Raw genomic sequence first — 17,213 nt, forward strand, 5'->3', positions numbered from 1 at the left:
CCCGGTCCGGGGCAGGGGCTCCCGGGGGCGGAGGGAGCGAGGCCGCGGGCAGGTCGAGGCAAGTCCCTGCCGCCGCAACGATCCGAGGGCAGGGTGGCGCGTTTCCTTGGGGCGAAAGCAGCATCTTTTGGGGTGCTGCGAGCCGTGCTACTGCGGCGGCGGCCTTCGGATCCGGCTCTGTCGCGCCGGAGGGGGCCGGCGACCCGGCGCGGCAGGTCAGGGACGATCCGGGGCCGCGCGGCCCGAGGGCCGCCCGCGGCGAAGGATCGAGGGGAAGAGGCGGATGAGCGAGGCGACACGAGGGGCGGAGGCCATCGACTTCGGGCCCGACGCGCAGGATCTGCTCTGGCTGTCGCAGGATCTGGTCGCGGTCTTCGATGCCGACGACCGGCTTTGCGCCGCCAATCCGGCCTATTGCGAGACCTTCGACTGCGACCCGGCCGAGGCGCCCTCGTGGCGCCAGATCATGCGGCGGAACCACGCGATGCGGCAGGGCGCGCTGATCGCCGCCGAGGATTTCGAGGGCTGGCTCGCGGCCGCGGCCGCGAGTCGCGGCCAGGTGGCCTTCCGCGCCTACGAGGCGGCGCTCCACGACGGGCGCTGGCTCTGGATCACCGAGACGGTGGCGCCGGACGGGCGGATGCTCGTCCATGCGACCGATGTGACGCGGCTGCGCTCGGAGAGCCTTGCGCTGCGCAGCGAGCGGGATGCGGCGCAGCGGGCCTCCTGGACCGATCCGCTGACCGGGGTGCCGAACCGGCGCTTCGTGATGGATCGTCTGGAACGCTGGCTCGACCAGCAGCCCCGCCACGGCACCTTCGGCACCCATGCGCTGGCGGTGATGGACCTCGACCGGTTCAAGCAGGTGAACGACCTCTACGGCCATACGGTCGGCGATGCGGTGCTGGTCTCCTTCTGCCGCATCACGACGGCCAGCATCCGCGCCGTCGACCTCTTCGGCCGGTTCGGCGGCGAGGAATTCGTGCTCTTCATGCCGAACTGTCCGATGGACACGGCGCGGGCGCGGCTCGAACGGTTGCAGCAGGCGCTGGCCTCGGCGGTGGTCTCGCGCGATCAGCCCGCGCTGCGCTGCACCTTCTCGGCGGGGCTCGTCGCGATGCGGCGCGACAAGGACGTGCATCACGCGATCCGCCGCGCCGACCGGCTGCTCTACCGCGCCAAGGCCGACGGACGCGCCTGCGTGCGGATGGAGGTCTGAGGCGAGGGACCGCCGGGGGCGGGCGGACAAGGCGACCGGCGCCGCTTGCGGGCGGAGCCCTGCGCGGGATCAGGCGCGCTCGCGGGCGGCGCGGTCGATCAGGGCGATCCCCTCGGGGATCCGTTCGGCCGCGATCGAGGCGTAGCCCAGCCGGAAGACCGGGCAGCGCGCGGGCGGCGTCTCGAAGAAGACCGAGCCCGGCTCGATCAGCACGCTGTCGGCATGGAGCCGCGCGGCGAGCGCCTCGCTGTCGGTGCCCGCGGCGCTGACCCAGACGCTGGAGCCGCCCTGCACCGCCGCCCCCTCGATCCGGAGGCTCGAGGCCGCCAGCGCCTCCTCGAGCACGCGGCGGCGGGCCTTCAGCGTCTGGCGCAGCCGCACGATATGGGCGTCGTAATGGCCGAGCGCGAGGAAATAGGCGGTGATGCGCTGGAGGTGGCTCGGCGGATGGCGCAGGATCATGGCGCGCAGCGCCCGCGCCCGCGCGATGAAGGGGGCAGGGGCCACCATGTAGCCGATGCGCAGGCCCGGAAAGAGCGACTTCGAGAAGCTGCCGATATAGATCACCCGTCCCGAGCCATCGAGCGACTTCAGCGCCGGAGCGGGCGGCGCGAGATAGGACATCTCGAAATCGTAATCGTCCTCGATGATGAGCGCGTCGAGCTCTTCCGCGCGGCGCAGAAGCTCTTGCCGGCGGGCCAGCGGCATGGTGGCGCCGGTGGGGATATGGTGGCTCGGCGTGGCGATCACGAGGCGCGTGGCCTCGGGCAGCCGCGCCGGATCGAGGCCCATCGCATCGACCGGCAGGAAGTGGATCGGGCTGCTGGCGCGGCGCAGCGTCTCGGCGAAATCGGGATAGCCCGGCTCCTCGGTCACGGCGAGCCGGTCGATCCGGGCCAGAAGCTCGACCGCGAGATAAAGCGCGTTCTGCGCGCCGAGCGTGACCAGAACCTCGTCCGGCTCGGCCTGAAAGCCGCGGCGGGGCAGGGTGTTCGAGCAGATGTAATCGACGAGCAGCGGATCGTCTGCGCCGTAGCGGTCGGCCGAGAGCTCCGAGAAGTCGCGGGTGCCGAGGGCGCGGCGCGCGCAGTCGCGCCAGGCGTGATGGTCGAAGAGGGCGGGATCGACCTGCCCGAAGATGAACGGATAGCGGAAGGCGCGCCAGTTCGAGGGCTTGCGGATCACGCGGCGCGGCTGGTCGTGCTCGGCCCACCAGTCGTCCCAGCGCACGAGCCCGGCCCGCGCGCGGGCGCCGGCCACCGGCTCCATCCGGCGATGGGGGACGGTGGCCGCGACCGCGATGCCGGAGCGGGGCAGGGCCTCGAGATAGCCCTGGCTGATGAGATCCTGATAGACGAGCGTCACCGTCATCCGCGACACCCCGAGCCCCTGGGCGAGGCGGCGGCTCGAGGGCAGGCGCGCGCCGGGGCGGGCACGGGATTCGAGGATGGCGCGCACCACCGCCGCCGCCAGACGGCCCTGCAGCGTCGGCGCGTCGTCGCGCAGGAAGATCGCCTCGATCGGGATCCGGCTCTGCATCTGGACCTACATTCGCTTTGAACTGGACATATCCGAGCGGACCGCCTGCGGCAATATGTCGTCATGGATTCGCCACAAGAGCGAGCCGCCAACAGAGAGAAAGAGACCCACATGACCCATGCCCAGAATTTCCTCGCCGGAACCGCCCTGGCCCTGCTGGCCGCCCTGCCGGCCTGGGCCGAAGAGTTCCGCATCGCCGTGGGCGATGGCGCGGGCGGCACGCAGGAGGCGCTCGGCAAGGCCTTTGTCGCGGCGCTCGAGAAGGAGTCGGGCGGCGAGATGACGGGCAAGCTGTTCCTGAACGGCCAGCTCGGCGACGAGCAGGACACGGTGACGGCCGCGGCCACCGGCACGCTCGACTTCTCGATCCTCGCCATCAACAACATCACGCCCTTCTCGCCCTCGGTGGGCACGCTGACGCTGCCCTATGTCATCCTGAGCCAGGAAGATGCCGAGACGCTCACGCAGGGCGAGGTCGGCCGGCAGATGATCGAGAAGACGATCGAGGATGCGGGCGTGCGGATCATCGGCTGGGGCTATTCGGGCTTCCGGGTGCTCACCAATTCGAAGAAGCCCGTGGCCTCGGTCGAGGACATGCAGGGGCTGATCGTGCGCGTTCCCAAGAACGAGATCATGATCGAGACCTACAAGAGCTGGGGCATCAACCCCACGCCGATGGCCTGGGGAGAGACCTTCGCGGCGCTTCAGCAGAAGGTCGTGGACGGGCAGGACAATCCCTACATGACCGTCTATGCGATGAAGTTCGACGAGGTGCAGAAATATGTCACCGAGCTGCGCTACATCTTCTCGATCGAGCCGCTGATCGTGAGCGAGGCCCTGTTCGAGGGGCTGAGCGAGGAGAAGCAGGCGCAGATCCTCGCCGCGGGCGAGGCGGCGACGCAGGCCTCGTCGGCCTTCCTGCGCGAGCAGGAGAGCCGGATCCGCGACGAGCTCGTGGCGCGCGGCATGGAGATCACGCCGCCTGCGGACGGCGAGAAGGCCTTCATCGAGCTGGCGACCACCCAGGTCTGGCCCAAGTTCGCCGACCAGATCGGCGGCATCGAGGTGCTGAACGGCGTCCTGACCTCGCTCGGCCGGCCCACGGTCCAGTAACCGCCCCTTCGTCCGCGCGACGCGTCTTCCAGCCCTCTGTCGGAGGCCTCTTATGCCTGCTGTCTGGTCGTTCCTGGACAGGTTCGAAAGCCATGTCTGCCGGGTGATCCTCGCCCTCTTCGTGACGCTGCTCTTCGTGCAGATCGTCGCCCGGCAGGCCTTCGGCTTCTCGATCACCTGGATCGAGGAACTGTCGGTCATCCTGTTCGTGTGGTTCGCCTATTTCGGTGCCGCCTATGCGGCCCGGATCGCGGCCCACAACCGGGTGTCGTTCCATCTGAACGCGCTGCCCCGCGCCAAGGCGCGCCTCGTCGAGGCGGTGGGCGACCTGTTCTGGATCGGATTCAACCTCGTCTTCATCTGGCAGTCGGTCCAGTTCATCGACCGGCTGAAACCCTTCGTGAAGGCGCAGACGCTGGGCTGGCAGATGCGCTACGTCTATCTCGTGCTGCCCATCGCCTTCGCGCTGATGACGCTGCGCATCCTGCAGGTCAATTACATGAAGCTCGTCCAAGGCGTCGATCCGCGCGACCCCGACCGCGCCGAGGTCGAGGACATGATGGAACTGGCGGAGGACGAGATCCGCCACTTCGACGAGCGGGGTCGCAAGTGATGGACGGCCTTTTGATCGAAGTCCTGTTCGGGGCCTTCTTCGCCCTCATGCTTCTCGGCGCGCCGATCACCGTGGCGCTCGGGGTCTCGGCGCTGGCCGCCATGGTCTACATGGGCGACAACCCGATCAAGATGGTGCAGATGGCCTGGTCCTCGGTGGGATCCTTCCCGCTGATGGCGCTGCCCTCCTTCATCCTCGCCGGGGCGCTGATGGAGGCCGCGGGCCTCTCGCGGCGGCTCATTGCGGTGGCCGAAAGCCTCGCCGGTCCCTTCACGGGGGGCCTCTCGGCCGCCACGATCATGGCCTGCCTTTTCTTCGGCGCGATCTCGGGCTCGGGGCCGGCCACCACGGCGGCGGTGGGGATGCTGATGATCCCGGCCATGTCGCGGCAGGGCTACGGGCCGGGCTATGCGGCCTCGGTCACGGCGGCGGCGGGCGGGCTCGGGATCATCATCCCGCCCTCGATCCCGATGGTGATCTTCGGCATCTCGGCCATGGGGCTCGCCCCGCCGCCCGAGGCCATCGCGGCGCATGGTCCCTTCCAGTCGGTCTCGATCTCGAAGCTCTTCATCGCGGGCTTCGTGCCGGGGGTCATCATGGCGGGCGGGCTTCTCATCATGAACTACATCCGCTGCCGGATGCGGGGCTTCCGCGGCTCGGCCGCGCCGCTCTCGGCCCGCAACGTGGCCCGCGCCTGCTATCAGGGCTTCTGGGCGCTGCTCGCCCCGGTCGTGATCCTGGGCGGCATCTATTCGGGCTTCTTCACCCCCACCGAGGCCGCCATCGTGGCGATCTTCTACACGCTCTTCGTCGGGATCTTCATCTACCGCGAGCTGGATCTGGCCGAGGTCATCAAGGCGCTCGACACGACCACCTGGCTTGCGGGGCGCGTGCTGCTCGTCCTCTTCGCGGCCACGATCTTCGGCCGGGTGCTGGTCGAGAACAACATCCCCGGCGTGATCGCGGGCGGCGTTCTGGGGCTCACCACCAACATCCATGCGATCTGGGCCATGGTGATCGGGATGCTGCTCATCGTCGGCATGTTCATGGAGACGCTCGCTGCCATCATGATCCTCGTGCCGGTGATGCTGCCCGTGGCCTACATGGTGGGCATCGACCCGATCCACTTCGGGATCGTGATGATCTGCACGCTCTCGGTCGGCTTCCAGACCCCGCCCCTCGGCGAGAACCTCTTCATCGCCTCGGGCATCTCGGGCGTCTCGATCGAGCGGATCAGCCTGCGCGCGCTGCCCTTCGCGGCCGCCTCGGTCGCCGCAATCTTCATCATCGCCAGCTTCCCCGAGCTTGCCCTCTGGCTGCCCCGGGCGATGGGCTACTAGTTCCAAGGAGACGTTCCATGTCGACCCCTCTCACCGCCAGCGACCTGGCGGCCCTCTTCGACGCCTTCAACCGCCACGACATCGACGCCGTCATGGCCCCCTTCGCCGAGGATTGCGTGTTCTACACGGTGGCGGGCGAGGCCGAGCACGGCACCCGGATCGAGGGCCGCGAGGCCATCGCCCGCGCCTTCACCGGGGTCTGGACCGCGATGCCGGACGTGCAATGGGCCGACCACAGCCACTTCCTGTCCGAGGACGGCACCCGCGGCGTGAGCCAGTGGACCTTCCGCGCCACCAACCCCGACGGCACGCGGATCGAGGTGGAGGGCGCGGACCTCTTCCGCATCGAAAACGGCCGGATCGTCGAGAAGCAGGCGCTCCGCAAGCAGCGCCCGTTCCTTCCCGCCCGGTGATCCGCCATGAACGCCCTCGACAGACACCGGCCGGTGCCGTTCGATCCCCTCTACGATCCGATGACGGCGCGCAGCCTCGGCCCCGGCAGCGCCTATGCGCCGACCTACTGGATCGGCACGGCCGGGCCCGCCCCCGCCGATGACGGTCCGGTGACGCGGGACATGGATGTGGATGTGGTGGTGATCGGCTCGGGCTACACGGGCCTTTCGACCGCGCTCCATCTGGCGCGCGAGCACGGGATCCGCGCCACGGTGCTGGAGGCCAACGGCGTGGCCTACGGCTGCTCGACCCGCAACGGCGGCCAGGCCCAGATCAGCGCGGGCCGGCTCAAGCGCAGCCAGTGGATCGAGCGCTGGGGCCTCGATGTGGCGCGCGGGATGCATGGCGAGATGGTCGAGGCCTTCGCCCTGTTCCGCGGCCTCCTGCGCGATCCCGCCATCGACTGCGAGCCGCAGGACGGCGGCCATTACTACATCGCCCACAAGGAGGGCGTGCTGCCCGCGCTGGAGAAGGAGGCGGCGCTCCTGCGCGAGCGCTTCGGCTACGACGCGCGGATGCTCTCGCGCGAGGAGCTGTTCCGCACCGCCGTGCGCGACGAGGAGGCCCACGGCGCCATGTGGGAGGCCGACGGGGTGGCGATCCATGCGGCCAAGCTCGCCTTCGGCTATCTCAACGCCGCGCGCGGGCAGGGCGCCACGGTCCATCCCGACAGCCCGGTGCAGGGCTGGGAGCTGAAGGGGGGCGTGCATCACCTGCGCACGCCCGGCGGCACGGTGCGCGCCCGGCGCGTGGCGGTGGCCACAGCCGCCTATGCCACGCGGTCCCTGCACGGGCGGCTGCGCGACCGGGTGATGCCGATCCTGTCGAACAGCGTGGTCACGCGGGTGCTCACCCCGGCCGAGCTCGATGCCGTGGGCATCCGCACGGGCTCGCCCCTGACCGACACCCGCACGCTGCGCCATTATTACCGGCTGCTGCCCGACAACCGGCTTCAGATCGGCTCGCGCGCGGCGATCACGGGCCGCGACGCGGCCAACCCCGCGCATCTCGATGCGCTGCGCGCCGCGATCGGCCGCAAGTTCCCGGCGCTCCGCGGCGTCGAGCTCGACTACAGCTGGTGGGGCTGGGTCGATGTGAGCCACGACATGATGCCCCGCATCACCGCCGTGCCGGACGTGCCGGGCATGTTCTACGCGCTCGGCTACGGCGGCAACGGCGTGATGTATTCCGCCATGGCCGGGCGGCGGCTCGCGCAGCTGGTGGCGGGCGAGGCCGTGCCGCGCCTGCCGATCTTTCAGACCGAACTGCCCCACGAGGGCTGGAAGACGCCGTTCCGGCGCCTCGGCCAGTGGGGTCTCTATCACCTCTATCACTATCGCGACGAGCGCGGATAAGGAGCCAACGCCATGAGAATGACCACCGAAGAGGCCTTCGTGAAGGTCCTGCAGATGCACGGCATCGAACATGCGTTCGGGATCATCGGCTCGGCCATGATGCCGGTGTCGGATCTGTTCCCGAAGGCCGGGATCACCTTCTGGGATTGCGCCCACGAGACGAACGCGGGCCTGATGGCCGATGGCTTCACCCGCTCGACGGGCAAGATGTCGATGGCCATCGCCCAGAACGGCCCCGGCGTCACCGGCTTCGTGACGCCGGTCAAGACCGCCTACTGGAACCATACGCCGCTGCTGCTGGTGACGCCGCAGGCGGCCAACAAGACCATCGGGCAGGGCGGCTTCCAGGAGATGGAGCAGATGCGGCTCTTTGCCGATTGCGTCTGCTATCAGGAGGAGGTCCGCGACCCCTCGCGCATCCCCGAGGTGCTGAACCGGGTGATCCTGCAGGCCTGGCGCAACAGCGCGCCGGCGCAGATCAACATTCCCCGGGACATGTGGACCCAGGTCATCGATGTCGAGCTGCCGCAGATCGTGGCCTTCGAGCGGCCCGCGGGCGGCGAGGAGGCGGTGGCCGAGGCGGCGCGGCTTCTGTCGGGGGCGCGCTTCCCGGTGATCCTGTCGGGGGCGGGCGTGGTGCTCTCGGGCGCGATCCCGGATCTCGCGCGGCTGGCCGAGCGGCTCGACGCGCCGGTGGCCTCGAACTACCAGCACAACGACAGCTTCCCCGGCAGCCATCCGCTCGCCGTGGGCCCTCTGGGCTACAACGGCTCGAAGGCCGCGATGGAGCTGATCGCCAAGGCCGACGTGGTGCTGGCGCTCGGCACGCGGCTCAATCCCTTCTCGACGCTGCCGGGCTACGGCATCGACTACTGGCCGCGCGAGGCCAAGATCATTCAGGTCGACATCAACGCCGACCGGATCGGTCTGACGAAGAAGGTCACCGTGGGCATTCAGGGCGATGCGGCCAAGGTGGCGCGCGCGATCCTGGCCCAACTGGGCGAGGGCGCGGGCGATGCGGGCCGCGAGGAGCGGCGGCATCTCGTGGGGCAGACCAAGTCGCGGTGGGCGCAGGAGCTGTCGAGCCTCGACCACGAGGAGGACGATCCGGGCACCGAATGGAACGCGGGCGCGCGCACGCGCGATGCCGATCTGATGAGCCCGCGGCAGGCCTGGCGCGCGATCATGCAGGCGGTGCCGGCCGAGGCCATCGTCTCGTCCGACATCGGCAACAACTGCGCCATCGGCAACGCCTATCCGAGCTTCGAGGCCGGGCGGAAATATCTGGCGCCGGGCCTCTTCGGCCCCTGCGGCTACGGCTTCCCGGCGATCCTCGGCGCCAAGATCGGCAATCCCGGCACGCCGGTCATCGGCTTCGCGGGCGACGGCGCCTTCGGCATCTCGATGAACGAGATGACCGCCTGCGGCCGCGAGGACTGGCCCGCCATCACCATGGTGATCTTCCGCAACTACCAGTGGGGCGCGGAAAAGCGGAACACGACCCTCTGGTACGACAACAACTTCGTGGGCACCGAGCTCGACCGCGACACGAGCTATGCGGCCATCGCCCGGGCCTGCGGCGCGCATGGGGTGCAGGTGCGCAGCCAGTCCGAGCTGACGGCGGCCTTGCACGAGGCGGTCGAGCGGCAGATGAAGGCGCGCGAGACCACCTTCATCGAGGTGCTGCTCAACCAGGAGCTGGGCGAGCCCTTCCGCCGCGATGCGATGAAGAAGCCCGTGGTGGTGGCGGGGATCGACCCGGCCGACATGCGCCCGCAGAAGGGCGCGGCCTGAGCCCTTCCCGGGGGCCGGCCCGGTCCGGCCCCTATGCGACCCCGGCGACGGCTGTCCGGCGCTGCCGCCGGGCAGGCCTCTCCGGCCTGCTTTCCCGGCCCCGCCTTTCCGGGCGCGGGGCCGTCGCCCGACTGTCCGGCGCTGCCTGCCGGGCAGGCTTCTCCGGCCCCGGCCTTCGGGGCCCCGCGTTTCTGGAATGACATGATGACCCTGACCCTCGGCGCGACGCGCCGGACGATTGCGGAAGCCTTTCCGGGCGTCGCCGTCTCGGCGCTGGTGGCGGCGACGGCGCAGTTCCTGTCGGAACATTACGGGGCGCCGGCGATGCTCATGGCGCTGCTTTTGGGCCTCGCGCTGAACTTCCTGTCCGAGGAGGGCACCCGCACCGCCCCGGGCGTGGCCTTCACCGCCCGCACCGTGCTGCGCCTCGGCGTGGCGCTTCTGGGGGCGCGGATCTCGGTCGAGATGCTGGCGGGCCTCGGGCCCGCGGCCATCGGGCTCGTGGTGGCGGGCGTGGTGCTGACCATCGGCTTCGGCCTCGCCGCCGCCCGGCTCGTGGGGCGCGACTGGAGCTTTGCGCTGCTCACCGGCGGGTCGGTCGCGATCTGCGGCGCCTCGGCCGCCATGGCGATCGCCGCGGTGCTGCCGCGCCATCCCCGCTCCGAGCGGGATCTGGCCTTCACGGTCCTGTCGGTCACGGTGCTCTCGACCGTGGCGATGGTGCTTTATCCGATGCTTTCCGGCCTCTTCGCCTTCACGCCGCGCGACAGCGGCGTCTTCCTCGGCGGCACGATCCACGATGTGGCGCAGGTGGTGGGGGCGGGCTTCTCCATCGGCCCCGAGACCGGCGAGACGGCGACGCTCGTCAAGCTCATCCGCGTGTCGATGCTGGCGCCCGTGGTGCTCTGCTTCTCGCTCGTGATCCGGGCCCGGGGGCTCGCCGAGCGCGAGGGCGGCAAGCGCCCGCCGCTCCTGCCCGGGTTCGTGCTGGGCTTTCTCGTGCTGGCGGCCCTCAATTCGGCGGGCCTCGTGCCGCCGGTTCTGGCCGACTGGGCGGGCGTGCTGAGCCGCTGGGCGCTGCTCATCGCCATCGCCGCCGTCGGCATCAAGACCTCGCTCGCGCGGATGCTCGACGTGGGCGGCGTGGCCATCGGCCTGATCGTGGCCGAAACGATCTTCCTCGGCGTCTTCGTCGTCGCCGGCCTGCATTTCCTGAGCTGAGGATTTCCCCATGAAGCCGCTCGAGCGCATCCTTGCCACGGCCCGTGCCCATCCGCGCCACATCCTGCTGCCCGAGGGCGAGGATGCGCGCGTGGCTCTGGCCGCGCGGCGCCTGACCGAGGAGGGGCTCGCGCGCGTGAGCCTGATGAACGGGCCCGAGATCGCGGGCGTGACCCGGATCTGCCCGGCCGAGGCCCCGGACCTGCCCGAGCTGGCCGACCGCTGGCACCGGATGCGGGCGGCAAAGGGCATGACCGGCGCGCAGGCGCTGATCGAGATGCGCGACCCGATCCGGCAGGCCGCGATGCGGGTGCGGATGGGGCTTGCCGACGGGACGGTGGCGGGGGCGGTGGCCACCACCGCCGACACGGTGCGGGCCGCGCTCCAGATCATCGGCCGGGCCGAGGGCGCGCCGCTCGTCTCGAGCTTCTTTCTCATGCTCGCCTGCGAGGGCGGGGCGCCCATCCGGGGCGGCATGATCTTCGCCGACTGCGGACTGGTGGTCGATCCCGACGCGGAGGGGCTCGCCGCCATCGCCCGCGCCTCGGCCGAGAGCTGCCGGACGCTTCTGGGCGAGGAGCCGCGCGTGGCGCTTCTGTCCTTCTCGACCGCCGGGTCGGCCGACCATCCGAGCCTCGGCAAGATCCGCGAGGCGCTGCGCCTGATCCGTGCGGCCGAGCCGGCGCTGGAGGTGGATGGCGAGATCCAGTTCGACGCGGCGCTCGACGATGCGATCCGCGCGCGCAAGGCGCCGGGCAGCCGGCTCACGGGCCGGCCCAACGTCTTCATCTTCCCCGACCTCGCCTCGGGCAACATCGGCTACAAGATCGCGCAGCGTCTGGGCGGGCTCGGCGCGGTGGGCCCGATCCTGCAGGGGCTCGCGCGGCCGGCGAACGACCTGTCGCGCGGCTGCACGGTCGAGGACATCGTCCATGCCGCGGCCATCACCGCGGTGCAGGCGGCCCCGGACCCCGCCGCCACGCCCGAGGGGCTGGCCGCGGCGCGCTAGGCAGGCGCGTCGTTTTTGATGCGGATCGCTTCGAATCCTCGACTGTGAGGGCGGGCGTTTCGTCCCCTACTCGGCGGGTGGCCGAGGAGGAGGCGAGGCATGGGCGATCTTGCGGTGAGACAGGCGCGGGCCGGAGGGCGGGGCGCGCGCCGGGCGCTGCGGGCGGCGCCCGATCTGGCGATGCTGCCCTCGCTGAAGCGCGGCCTGCCCGAATGCGCGCCGATGTCGCCCGAGGAGGTCGAGCGCATCGATGCGGCCTCGATGGCGATCCTCGAGGAGGTGGGCGTCGTCTTCCGCGATCCGGTGGCGCTGGCCGACTGGAAGCGCGTGGGCGCCGACGTGCGGGGCGAGCGGGTGCATCTCGACCGGGGCCTCGTGCGGGCGCTGATCGCGACCATTCCCGCGGGCTGGACCTACCGGGCGCGGAACCCGGAGCGGAGCCTGCCCTTCGGCGGCAGGCACTCGATCTTCGTGCCGATGACCGGCGCGCCCTTCCTGCGCGATCTGGACGACGTGCGCCGCTGGCCCACGATCGCGGACCTCAACATGTTCCACAAGCTCGCGCACATGTCGCCCGCGCTGCATTCGACCGCGCACCATATCGTCGAGCCGATGGACAGGAAGGTGAGCCACCGCCACCTGCACATCACCTATTCCTCGATGAAATATTCGGACAAGACCTTCATGGGCATGACCACCAGCGGCAAAAATGCCGAGGATGTCATGCAGATGTGCGAGATCCTGTTCGGGCGCGACGTGATGGAGGAGACGCCCGTCACCACCGGCAACTGCAACGGCAATTCGCCGCTCGTCTGGGACGAGACCATGCTGTCGGCGATGCGCGCCTTCTGCCGCCGGAACCAGCCGGTGCTCTGCTCGCCCTTCGTGCTGGGCGGGGCGAACACGCCCGCCTCGGTCGCGCCCGCCGTGGCGCAGCTCAATGCCGAGGCTCTGTCGGCGCTCGCCTACACGCAGGTGATCCGCAAGGGCTGCCCCGCGATCTACGGCCATTATCTCTCGACCGTCTCGATGAAGTCCGGCGCGCCGATGGCGGGGACGCCCGAGATCAGCCTCATGAACTTCATGATCGGCCAGATGGCGCGGTTCTACAACGTGCCGTGGCGGACCTCGAACCTCCTGGGCGGGGCCAAGACCTTCGACGCGCAGGCGGGTTACGAGAGCGCCATGACGATGAATGCGGTGCTGCACGCGGGCGCCCATTACATCTGGCATTCGGCGGGCTGGAACGAGGCCGGGATGCACTGCTCGGTGGCCAAGTTCGTGGTGGATGCCGAGATGTGCGCCATGGGCTACCGCATGGCCGAGGGGATCCGCTGGGACGATTTCGAGGCGGGCCTCGCCGCGGTGCGCGACGTGGGGCCGGGGGGCCATTACCTCGGCCACCCGCACACGCTGGAGAATTTCGAACGCGCCTTCTTCATGCCGAAGCTCTTCGATAACAATTCGATCGAGCAATGGCAGGCCGAGGGCGCGGTCGAGATCACCGGGCGCGCGCTGGCCCATGCGCGCAAGCTGCTTGCGGACTATGAGGAGCCGAAGCTCGACCCCGGCATCGACGAGGCGCTGCGGGACTATATCGCGCGGCGCGAGGCGGAGATCCCCGCCGAGGACGCCCTGAACACCGACCACTGATCTCCCCACTGGCCGCCGATCCGGCGGCCCTTTTTCCCTCGCGAGACGCTCTGCATGAAGATCACCGAACTGCACATCTACGCCCATCCGCTGCCGGTGCGCGACGGCCCCTACCGCATGGCCAGCACCGAAGTCTGGTCGCTCGACACGACATTGGTGAAGCTCGTGACGGACAGCGGTCTGATCGGCTGGGGCGAGACCTGCCCCGTCGGGCCCGTCTACCAGCCGCAGCACGCGGCCGGCGCCCGGGCCGCTCTGGCCGAGATGGCGCCGGGCCTGATCGGGGCCGATCCGCTCCAGCCCCTGCGCCTGCACCGGCGGATGGACGGGCTCCTGAACGGGCACCGCTACGCCAAGGCCGCCATTGACATCGCGGCGCACGACCTGATGGGCAAGGCCTGGGGCGTGCGGGTGGCCGATCTTCTGGGCGGCGCCGTGACGGACCGGGTGCCCTCCTACTATGCCTCGGGCGTGGGCGAGCCCGACGAGATCGCCCGCATTGCGGCCGAGCGCGCGGCCGAGGGCTATCCGCGGATGCAGGTCAAGATCGGCGGCCGCCCGGTCGAGATCGACATCGAGGTGATCCGCAAGGTCTGGGAGCGGGTGGGCAGCCGGATGCGGCTGGCGGTGGACGGCAACCGCGGCCTCACCACCCGCGACACGTTGCGCCTGAGCCGGGAGTGCCCAGACATCCCCTTCATCCTCGAACAGCCCTGCAACAGCATCGAGGAGATCGCCGCGATCCGCGGCCAGCTGCACCATGCGGTCTATCTCGATGAGACGGCCGAGGATGTGGCGACCGTGCTGCGCGCGGTGGGGCAGGGGGTCTGCGACGGTTTCGGCATGAAGGTCACGCGGATCGGCGGCCTGCGCCCGATGGCCGTCTTCCGCGACATCTGCGAGGTCCGCTCGATGCCCCACACCTGCGACGACGCCTGGGGCGGCGACATCATCGCGGCCGCCTGCGCCCATATCGGCGCCACCGTCCAGCCGCGGCTGATGGAGGGGGTCTGGCTCGCCCAGCCCTATATCGAGGGCCATTTCGACCCGGAGAACGGCCTGCGGATCGAGGGCGGCCACATCCGCCTGCCCGAGGGGCCGGGCCTCGGGATCGCGCCGGACGAGAGCCTGTTCGGCGCGCCGGTGGCGTCTTTCGGGTAGGAGGAGCGATGCACGGATTCGAGGGGAAGGTGGCGCTGGTGACGGGCGCCGCGGGCGGCATCGGGGGCGCGGTGGTGACGGCGCTCCGCGCGGGAGGCGCGCGCGTGGCGGTGGCCGACCGCGAGCTGGCGGGGATCGCGGCCGACCTGCATCTGCCGGGCGACCTGCGCGAGGCGGGCTATGCGGACGGGCTGCCGGGCGCGGTGGCGACGGGGCTCGGCCGGCTCGACATCGTGGTGAACAATGCGGGCGTCATCACCCGCGGCAAGATCACCGAGACGACGGATGCCGACTGGGCCCTCTCGCTCGGCGTGAATGTCGAGGCGCCGTTCCGCATCTGCCGCGCGGCGATCCCGCTGATGGCGGAGGCGGGCGGCGGCGCCATCGTCAATGTGGCCTCCTGCTGGGGGCTGCGGCCGGGGCCGGGCCACGCGCTCTACTGCCTGACCAAGGCCGCGCTCGCCTCGCTCACGCAATGCATGGGGATGGACCATGCCCACCAGGGCATCCGCATCAACGCGGTCTGCCCGAACGAGGTGAACACGCCGATGCTGCGCACGGGCTTTGCGCTGCGCGGCTTCGACCCGGATCGGGCGGTGGCGGAGCTGGGCCGCACCGTGCCTCTGGGCCGCATCGCCGAACCCGAGGACATCGCCGACGTGGTGCTGTTCCTCGCCTCGGATGCCGCGCGCTACCTCTGCGGCTCCCTCGTCGAGGTCAATGGCGGAAAGGCCGTCGCATGAGCCGGTTCGGGGGGCGGGTCGCGCTCGTCACCGGCGGGGGCCGCGGCATCGGGCAGGCGATCGCCCGGCGCCTTGCCTCGGAAGGGGCGCGGGTCTTCACGGCGCAGCGCGGCGCGGACGGCGGGTTCGAGGCCATCGCGGCCGACTTCGCCGATGCGGGCGCGCCCGCCCGCGCGGTGGCCGAGGTGGTCGATCGGGCGGGGCGGCTCGACGTCCTGGTGAACAATGCGGGCGTGATGCAGGAGGCGTGGGTCGAGGAGATGGCGCTGGCCGACTGGGAGCGCACGATCCGCGTGAACCTGACCGCGCCGTTCCTCGCGATCCGGGCGGCGCTGCCGCATCTGCGGGCCGTGCGGGGCGCCATCGTCAATGTGGGCTCGATCGAGGGGCTGGGGGCGAACCCGCGCCATGCCGCCTATTGCGCCTCGAAGGCGGGGCTGCACGGGTTGACGCGGGCGGTGGCCGTCGATCATGGCGCCGAGGGCATCCGCTGCAACGCGGTCGCGCCGGGCTGGATCGAGACCGAGCTGAACGAGGCCTTCGTGGAAGCGATGCCCGACCCGGGGGCCTTCCGGCGCGAGATCGGCCGCATCCATCCCGTGGGCCGGACCGGCCGGCCCGAGGAGGTCGCGGCGCTGGTGGCCTGGCTCGCCTCGGAGGAGGCGGCCTTCGTCACCGGGCAGGTCTGGACCGTCGACGGCGGACGGATGTCCAAGCTGAGCCTGCCGCTCTAGGCTGGAGCGGCGGGCCTATTCGGCCGAAGCGCGCCATTCCTTCCAGCGCAGATAGGCCGAGGCCCCGAGGGTTGCCAGCGGTTCGGGCGGCAGGGGCGTGGGATCCGCCTCGGCGGTGAAATGGCGCGTGATCTGGCTTTCGACGCCCGAGGCCAGTTCGGCCGCGCCGATCCCCGTCAGGGTGCCGCGCGTGGTGCCGAGGCCGTTCTGCACGCAGGCCGCAAAGAGCCCGGGCTCGAGCTCGCGCATCATCGCCACGCCATTGCGGCTGAGGCAGAGATGGCCGGCCCAGCTGAATTCCATCCGCACGGCCCCGAGGGCCGGGAAGCGTTCGGCGAACTTGCGGCGATGGACGGCCGCGGTGCGCCGGAGCGCGGCTTCGCTGGCCTCCATGCCGGGCTCGAAGGTGGCGCAGGTGCGCGTGACGAGGCGGTTGCCGCCCTGCGGCCCGTCGATCCGGCGCATGGTGGTGCCCATCGGGTCCGAGGGCGTGATGCCCCAGCGCGGCGCGCCGCCGAGCGCGCCGAGCGCCTCGGGGCCGAGATCGGCGGTCATCGAGGCATAGAGGAAGAGATGCATGAGCCGGCCGCGGCCGAAGCCGAAGCTCTCGATCTGGCCGTTGTTGGCGAGGATCACCTTGCCCGCGGCGATCCGGCCGTGGGGCGTGACAAGCTGCCAGCCCGCGCCCTGCCGCGAAAGCCGGAGGACGGGGCTCGTCTCGGCGATGCGCACGCCCGCCGCCCGCAGCCCTTGGGCCAGAGCGCGGATGTAGCCCGCAGGCTGCAGCATCACGGTGCCCGGCGTGAAGAGCCCCGAGAGGTAATGGCGCGAGCCGGTGAGCTCGGCCATGGCCTGCGCATCGAGCCGCTCGCTCGGCTCGCCCAGCGTGGCCAGATGGCGGGCATAGGCCGCGTTCAGCCGGTCGGCCGCGGGACTGGCCGCGCCATTGACCTTGCCGCAGGGGTCGAAGAAGGCGGCCGGAATGGCATGGTCCTCGACCGCCTGCCGCGCGAAGGCGATGGCCTGCCGGTTCAGCCCGATCATGGCCGCGTCGCTGCCGTGGCCGGTATAGTCGTCGGAGGCGATGTCGTGCGGCAGGTCGATCATGAAGCCCGAGTTGCGCCCCGAGGCCCCTTCGGCGATGCGGCCCGCCTCGAGCACCACGACCCGGACGCGGGGATCGAGCTGCAGCAGCCGACGCGCGGCCGAAAGCCCGGCGAAGCCCGCCCCCACCACCGCCACGTCCGCCGTGCCGTCGCCATCGAG

General features: G+C 70.7%; 15 protein-coding genes. 13 read left to right on the top strand and 2 right to left on the bottom strand.

The annotated features are described in order from the left end of the window. Positions 1 to 283: 283 nt before the first annotated feature. Positions 284 to 1,219, top strand: a complete 936-nt coding sequence (locus tag A9O63_RS01455; RefSeq protein WP_069330330.1) for a GGDEF domain-containing protein — start codon at positions 284 to 286, stop codon at positions 1,217 to 1,219. A 69-nt stretch (positions 1,220 to 1,288) separates the two neighbouring features. On the opposite strand, the gene pdxR is transcribed toward A9O63_RS01455, so the two are convergent. Beyond that, the gene (pdxR, locus tag A9O63_RS01460; RefSeq protein ID WP_069330331.1) at positions 1,289 to 2,758 is read right to left on the bottom strand and encodes a MocR-like pyridoxine biosynthesis transcription factor PdxR; all 1,470 of its coding nucleotides are present in this window, start codon (positions 2,756 to 2,758) and stop codon (positions 1,289 to 1,291) included. Between the two features lie 111 nt (positions 2,759 to 2,869). Between pdxR and A9O63_RS01465 the strand changes: the two genes are divergently transcribed. The 12 genes from A9O63_RS01465 to A9O63_RS01520 all read left to right on the top strand — a co-directional run bounded on the left by A9O63_RS01465 (position 2,870) and on the right by A9O63_RS01520 (position 15,947). Next, positions 2,870 to 3,871 carry a TRAP transporter substrate-binding protein gene (locus A9O63_RS01465; RefSeq protein WP_069330332.1) on the top strand — a complete coding sequence of 334 codons (1,002 nt, stop codon included), beginning with the start codon at positions 2,870 to 2,872 and terminating at the stop codon, positions 3,869 to 3,871. A gap of 52 nt (positions 3,872 to 3,923) precedes the next feature. Next, positions 3,924 to 4,484, top strand: coding sequence for a TRAP transporter small permease (locus A9O63_RS01470; protein WP_069330333.1), 561 nt, complete (start codon positions 3,924 to 3,926; stop codon positions 4,482 to 4,484). After that, a complete protein-coding gene (locus tag A9O63_RS01475; RefSeq protein ID WP_069330334.1) occupies positions 4,484 to 5,824 on the top strand; it encodes a TRAP transporter large permease in 1,341 nt (446 codons plus the stop codon). The genes A9O63_RS01470 and A9O63_RS01475 overlap by 1 nt, the downstream gene beginning before the upstream one ends. 17 nt (positions 5,825 to 5,841) lie before the next feature. Beyond that, positions 5,842 to 6,237 (top strand): nuclear transport factor 2 family protein, encoded by a 396-nt coding sequence (locus tag A9O63_RS01480; RefSeq protein ID WP_069330335.1) that lies wholly within the window; start codon positions 5,842 to 5,844, stop codon positions 6,235 to 6,237. A gap of 6 nt (positions 6,238 to 6,243) precedes the next feature. Next, entirely contained in the window at positions 6,244 to 7,632 is a 1,389-nt protein-coding gene (locus tag A9O63_RS01485) for an NAD(P)/FAD-dependent oxidoreductase (protein ID WP_069330336.1), read from the top strand. Positions 7,633 to 7,644: 12 nt separating this feature from the next. Beyond that, positions 7,645 to 9,426 carry a sulfoacetaldehyde acetyltransferase gene (gene xsc / locus A9O63_RS01490; protein ID WP_069330337.1) on the top strand — a complete coding sequence of 594 codons (1,782 nt, stop codon included), beginning with the start codon at positions 7,645 to 7,647 and terminating at the stop codon, positions 9,424 to 9,426. Positions 9,427 to 9,627: 201 nt separating this feature from the next. Beyond that, positions 9,628 to 10,647: a YeiH family protein gene (locus A9O63_RS01495; RefSeq protein ID WP_084295510.1), complete on the top strand. Its 1,020-nt coding sequence runs from the start codon at positions 9,628 to 9,630 to the stop codon at positions 10,645 to 10,647. Positions 10,648 to 10,657: 10 nt separating this feature from the next. Further along, positions 10,658 to 11,656: a phosphate acetyltransferase gene (gene pta, locus A9O63_RS01500; protein WP_069330338.1), complete on the top strand. Its 999-nt coding sequence runs from the start codon at positions 10,658 to 10,660 to the stop codon at positions 11,654 to 11,656. 99 nt (positions 11,657 to 11,755) lie between these two features. Next, positions 11,756 to 13,309 (top strand): trimethylamine methyltransferase family protein, encoded by a 1,554-nt coding sequence (locus A9O63_RS01505; protein WP_069330339.1) that lies wholly within the window; start codon positions 11,756 to 11,758, stop codon positions 13,307 to 13,309. Positions 13,310 to 13,363: 54 nt separating this feature from the next. After that, positions 13,364 to 14,470, top strand: coding sequence for a mandelate racemase/muconate lactonizing enzyme family protein (locus A9O63_RS01510; protein WP_069330340.1), 1,107 nt, complete (start codon positions 13,364 to 13,366; stop codon positions 14,468 to 14,470). A gap of 8 nt (positions 14,471 to 14,478) precedes the next feature. Beyond that, positions 14,479 to 15,213: an SDR family NAD(P)-dependent oxidoreductase gene (locus tag A9O63_RS01515; protein WP_069330341.1), complete on the top strand. Its 735-nt coding sequence runs from the start codon at positions 14,479 to 14,481 to the stop codon at positions 15,211 to 15,213. Further along, positions 15,210 to 15,947: an SDR family NAD(P)-dependent oxidoreductase gene (locus A9O63_RS01520; protein ID WP_069330342.1), complete on the top strand. Its 738-nt coding sequence runs from the start codon at positions 15,210 to 15,212 to the stop codon at positions 15,945 to 15,947. The genes A9O63_RS01515 and A9O63_RS01520 overlap by 4 nt, the downstream gene beginning before the upstream one ends. A gap of 15 nt (positions 15,948 to 15,962) precedes the next feature. Here the strand turns inward: A9O63_RS01520 and A9O63_RS01525 are convergent. Further along, on the bottom strand, positions 15,963 to 17,213 hold a 1,251-nt coding region (locus A9O63_RS01525), incomplete at its 5' end, for an NAD(P)/FAD-dependent oxidoreductase (RefSeq protein ID WP_069330343.1).

It is taken from the genome of Cereibacter johrii (assembly GCF_001720585.1).
Classification (GTDB): domain Bacteria; phylum Pseudomonadota; class Alphaproteobacteria; order Rhodobacterales; family Rhodobacteraceae; genus Cereibacter_A; species Cereibacter_A johrii.

Excerpts from the sequence above, each read along its gene's own strand:
- A9O63_RS01455 (WP_069330330.1), top strand. The coding sequence starts at position 284 with ATGAGCGAGGCGACACGAGGGGCGGAGGCCATCGACTTCGGGCCCGAC.
- pdxR (WP_069330331.1), bottom strand. The coding sequence starts at position 2,758 with ATGCAGAGCCGGATCCCGATCGAGGCGATCTTCCTGCGCGACGACGCG.
- A9O63_RS01465 (WP_069330332.1), top strand. The coding sequence starts at position 2,870 with ATGACCCATGCCCAGAATTTCCTCGCCGGAACCGCCCTGGCCCTGCTG.
- A9O63_RS01470 (WP_069330333.1), top strand. The coding sequence starts at position 3,924 with ATGCCTGCTGTCTGGTCGTTCCTGGACAGGTTCGAAAGCCATGTCTGC.
- A9O63_RS01475 (WP_069330334.1), top strand. The coding sequence starts at position 4,484 with ATGGACGGCCTTTTGATCGAAGTCCTGTTCGGGGCCTTCTTCGCCCTC.
- A9O63_RS01480 (WP_069330335.1), top strand. The coding sequence starts at position 5,842 with ATGTCGACCCCTCTCACCGCCAGCGACCTGGCGGCCCTCTTCGACGCC.
- A9O63_RS01485 (WP_069330336.1), top strand. The coding sequence starts at position 6,244 with ATGAACGCCCTCGACAGACACCGGCCGGTGCCGTTCGATCCCCTCTAC.
- xsc (WP_069330337.1), top strand. The coding sequence starts at position 7,645 with ATGAGAATGACCACCGAAGAGGCCTTCGTGAAGGTCCTGCAGATGCAC.
- A9O63_RS01495 (WP_084295510.1), top strand. The coding sequence starts at position 9,628 with ATGATGACCCTGACCCTCGGCGCGACGCGCCGGACGATTGCGGAAGCC.
- pta (WP_069330338.1), top strand. The coding sequence starts at position 10,658 with ATGAAGCCGCTCGAGCGCATCCTTGCCACGGCCCGTGCCCATCCGCGC.
- A9O63_RS01505 (WP_069330339.1), top strand. The coding sequence starts at position 11,756 with ATGGGCGATCTTGCGGTGAGACAGGCGCGGGCCGGAGGGCGGGGCGCG.
- A9O63_RS01510 (WP_069330340.1), top strand. The coding sequence starts at position 13,364 with ATGAAGATCACCGAACTGCACATCTACGCCCATCCGCTGCCGGTGCGC.
- A9O63_RS01515 (WP_069330341.1), top strand. The coding sequence starts at position 14,479 with ATGCACGGATTCGAGGGGAAGGTGGCGCTGGTGACGGGCGCCGCGGGC.
- A9O63_RS01520 (WP_069330342.1), top strand. The coding sequence starts at position 15,210 with ATGAGCCGGTTCGGGGGGCGGGTCGCGCTCGTCACCGGCGGGGGCCGC.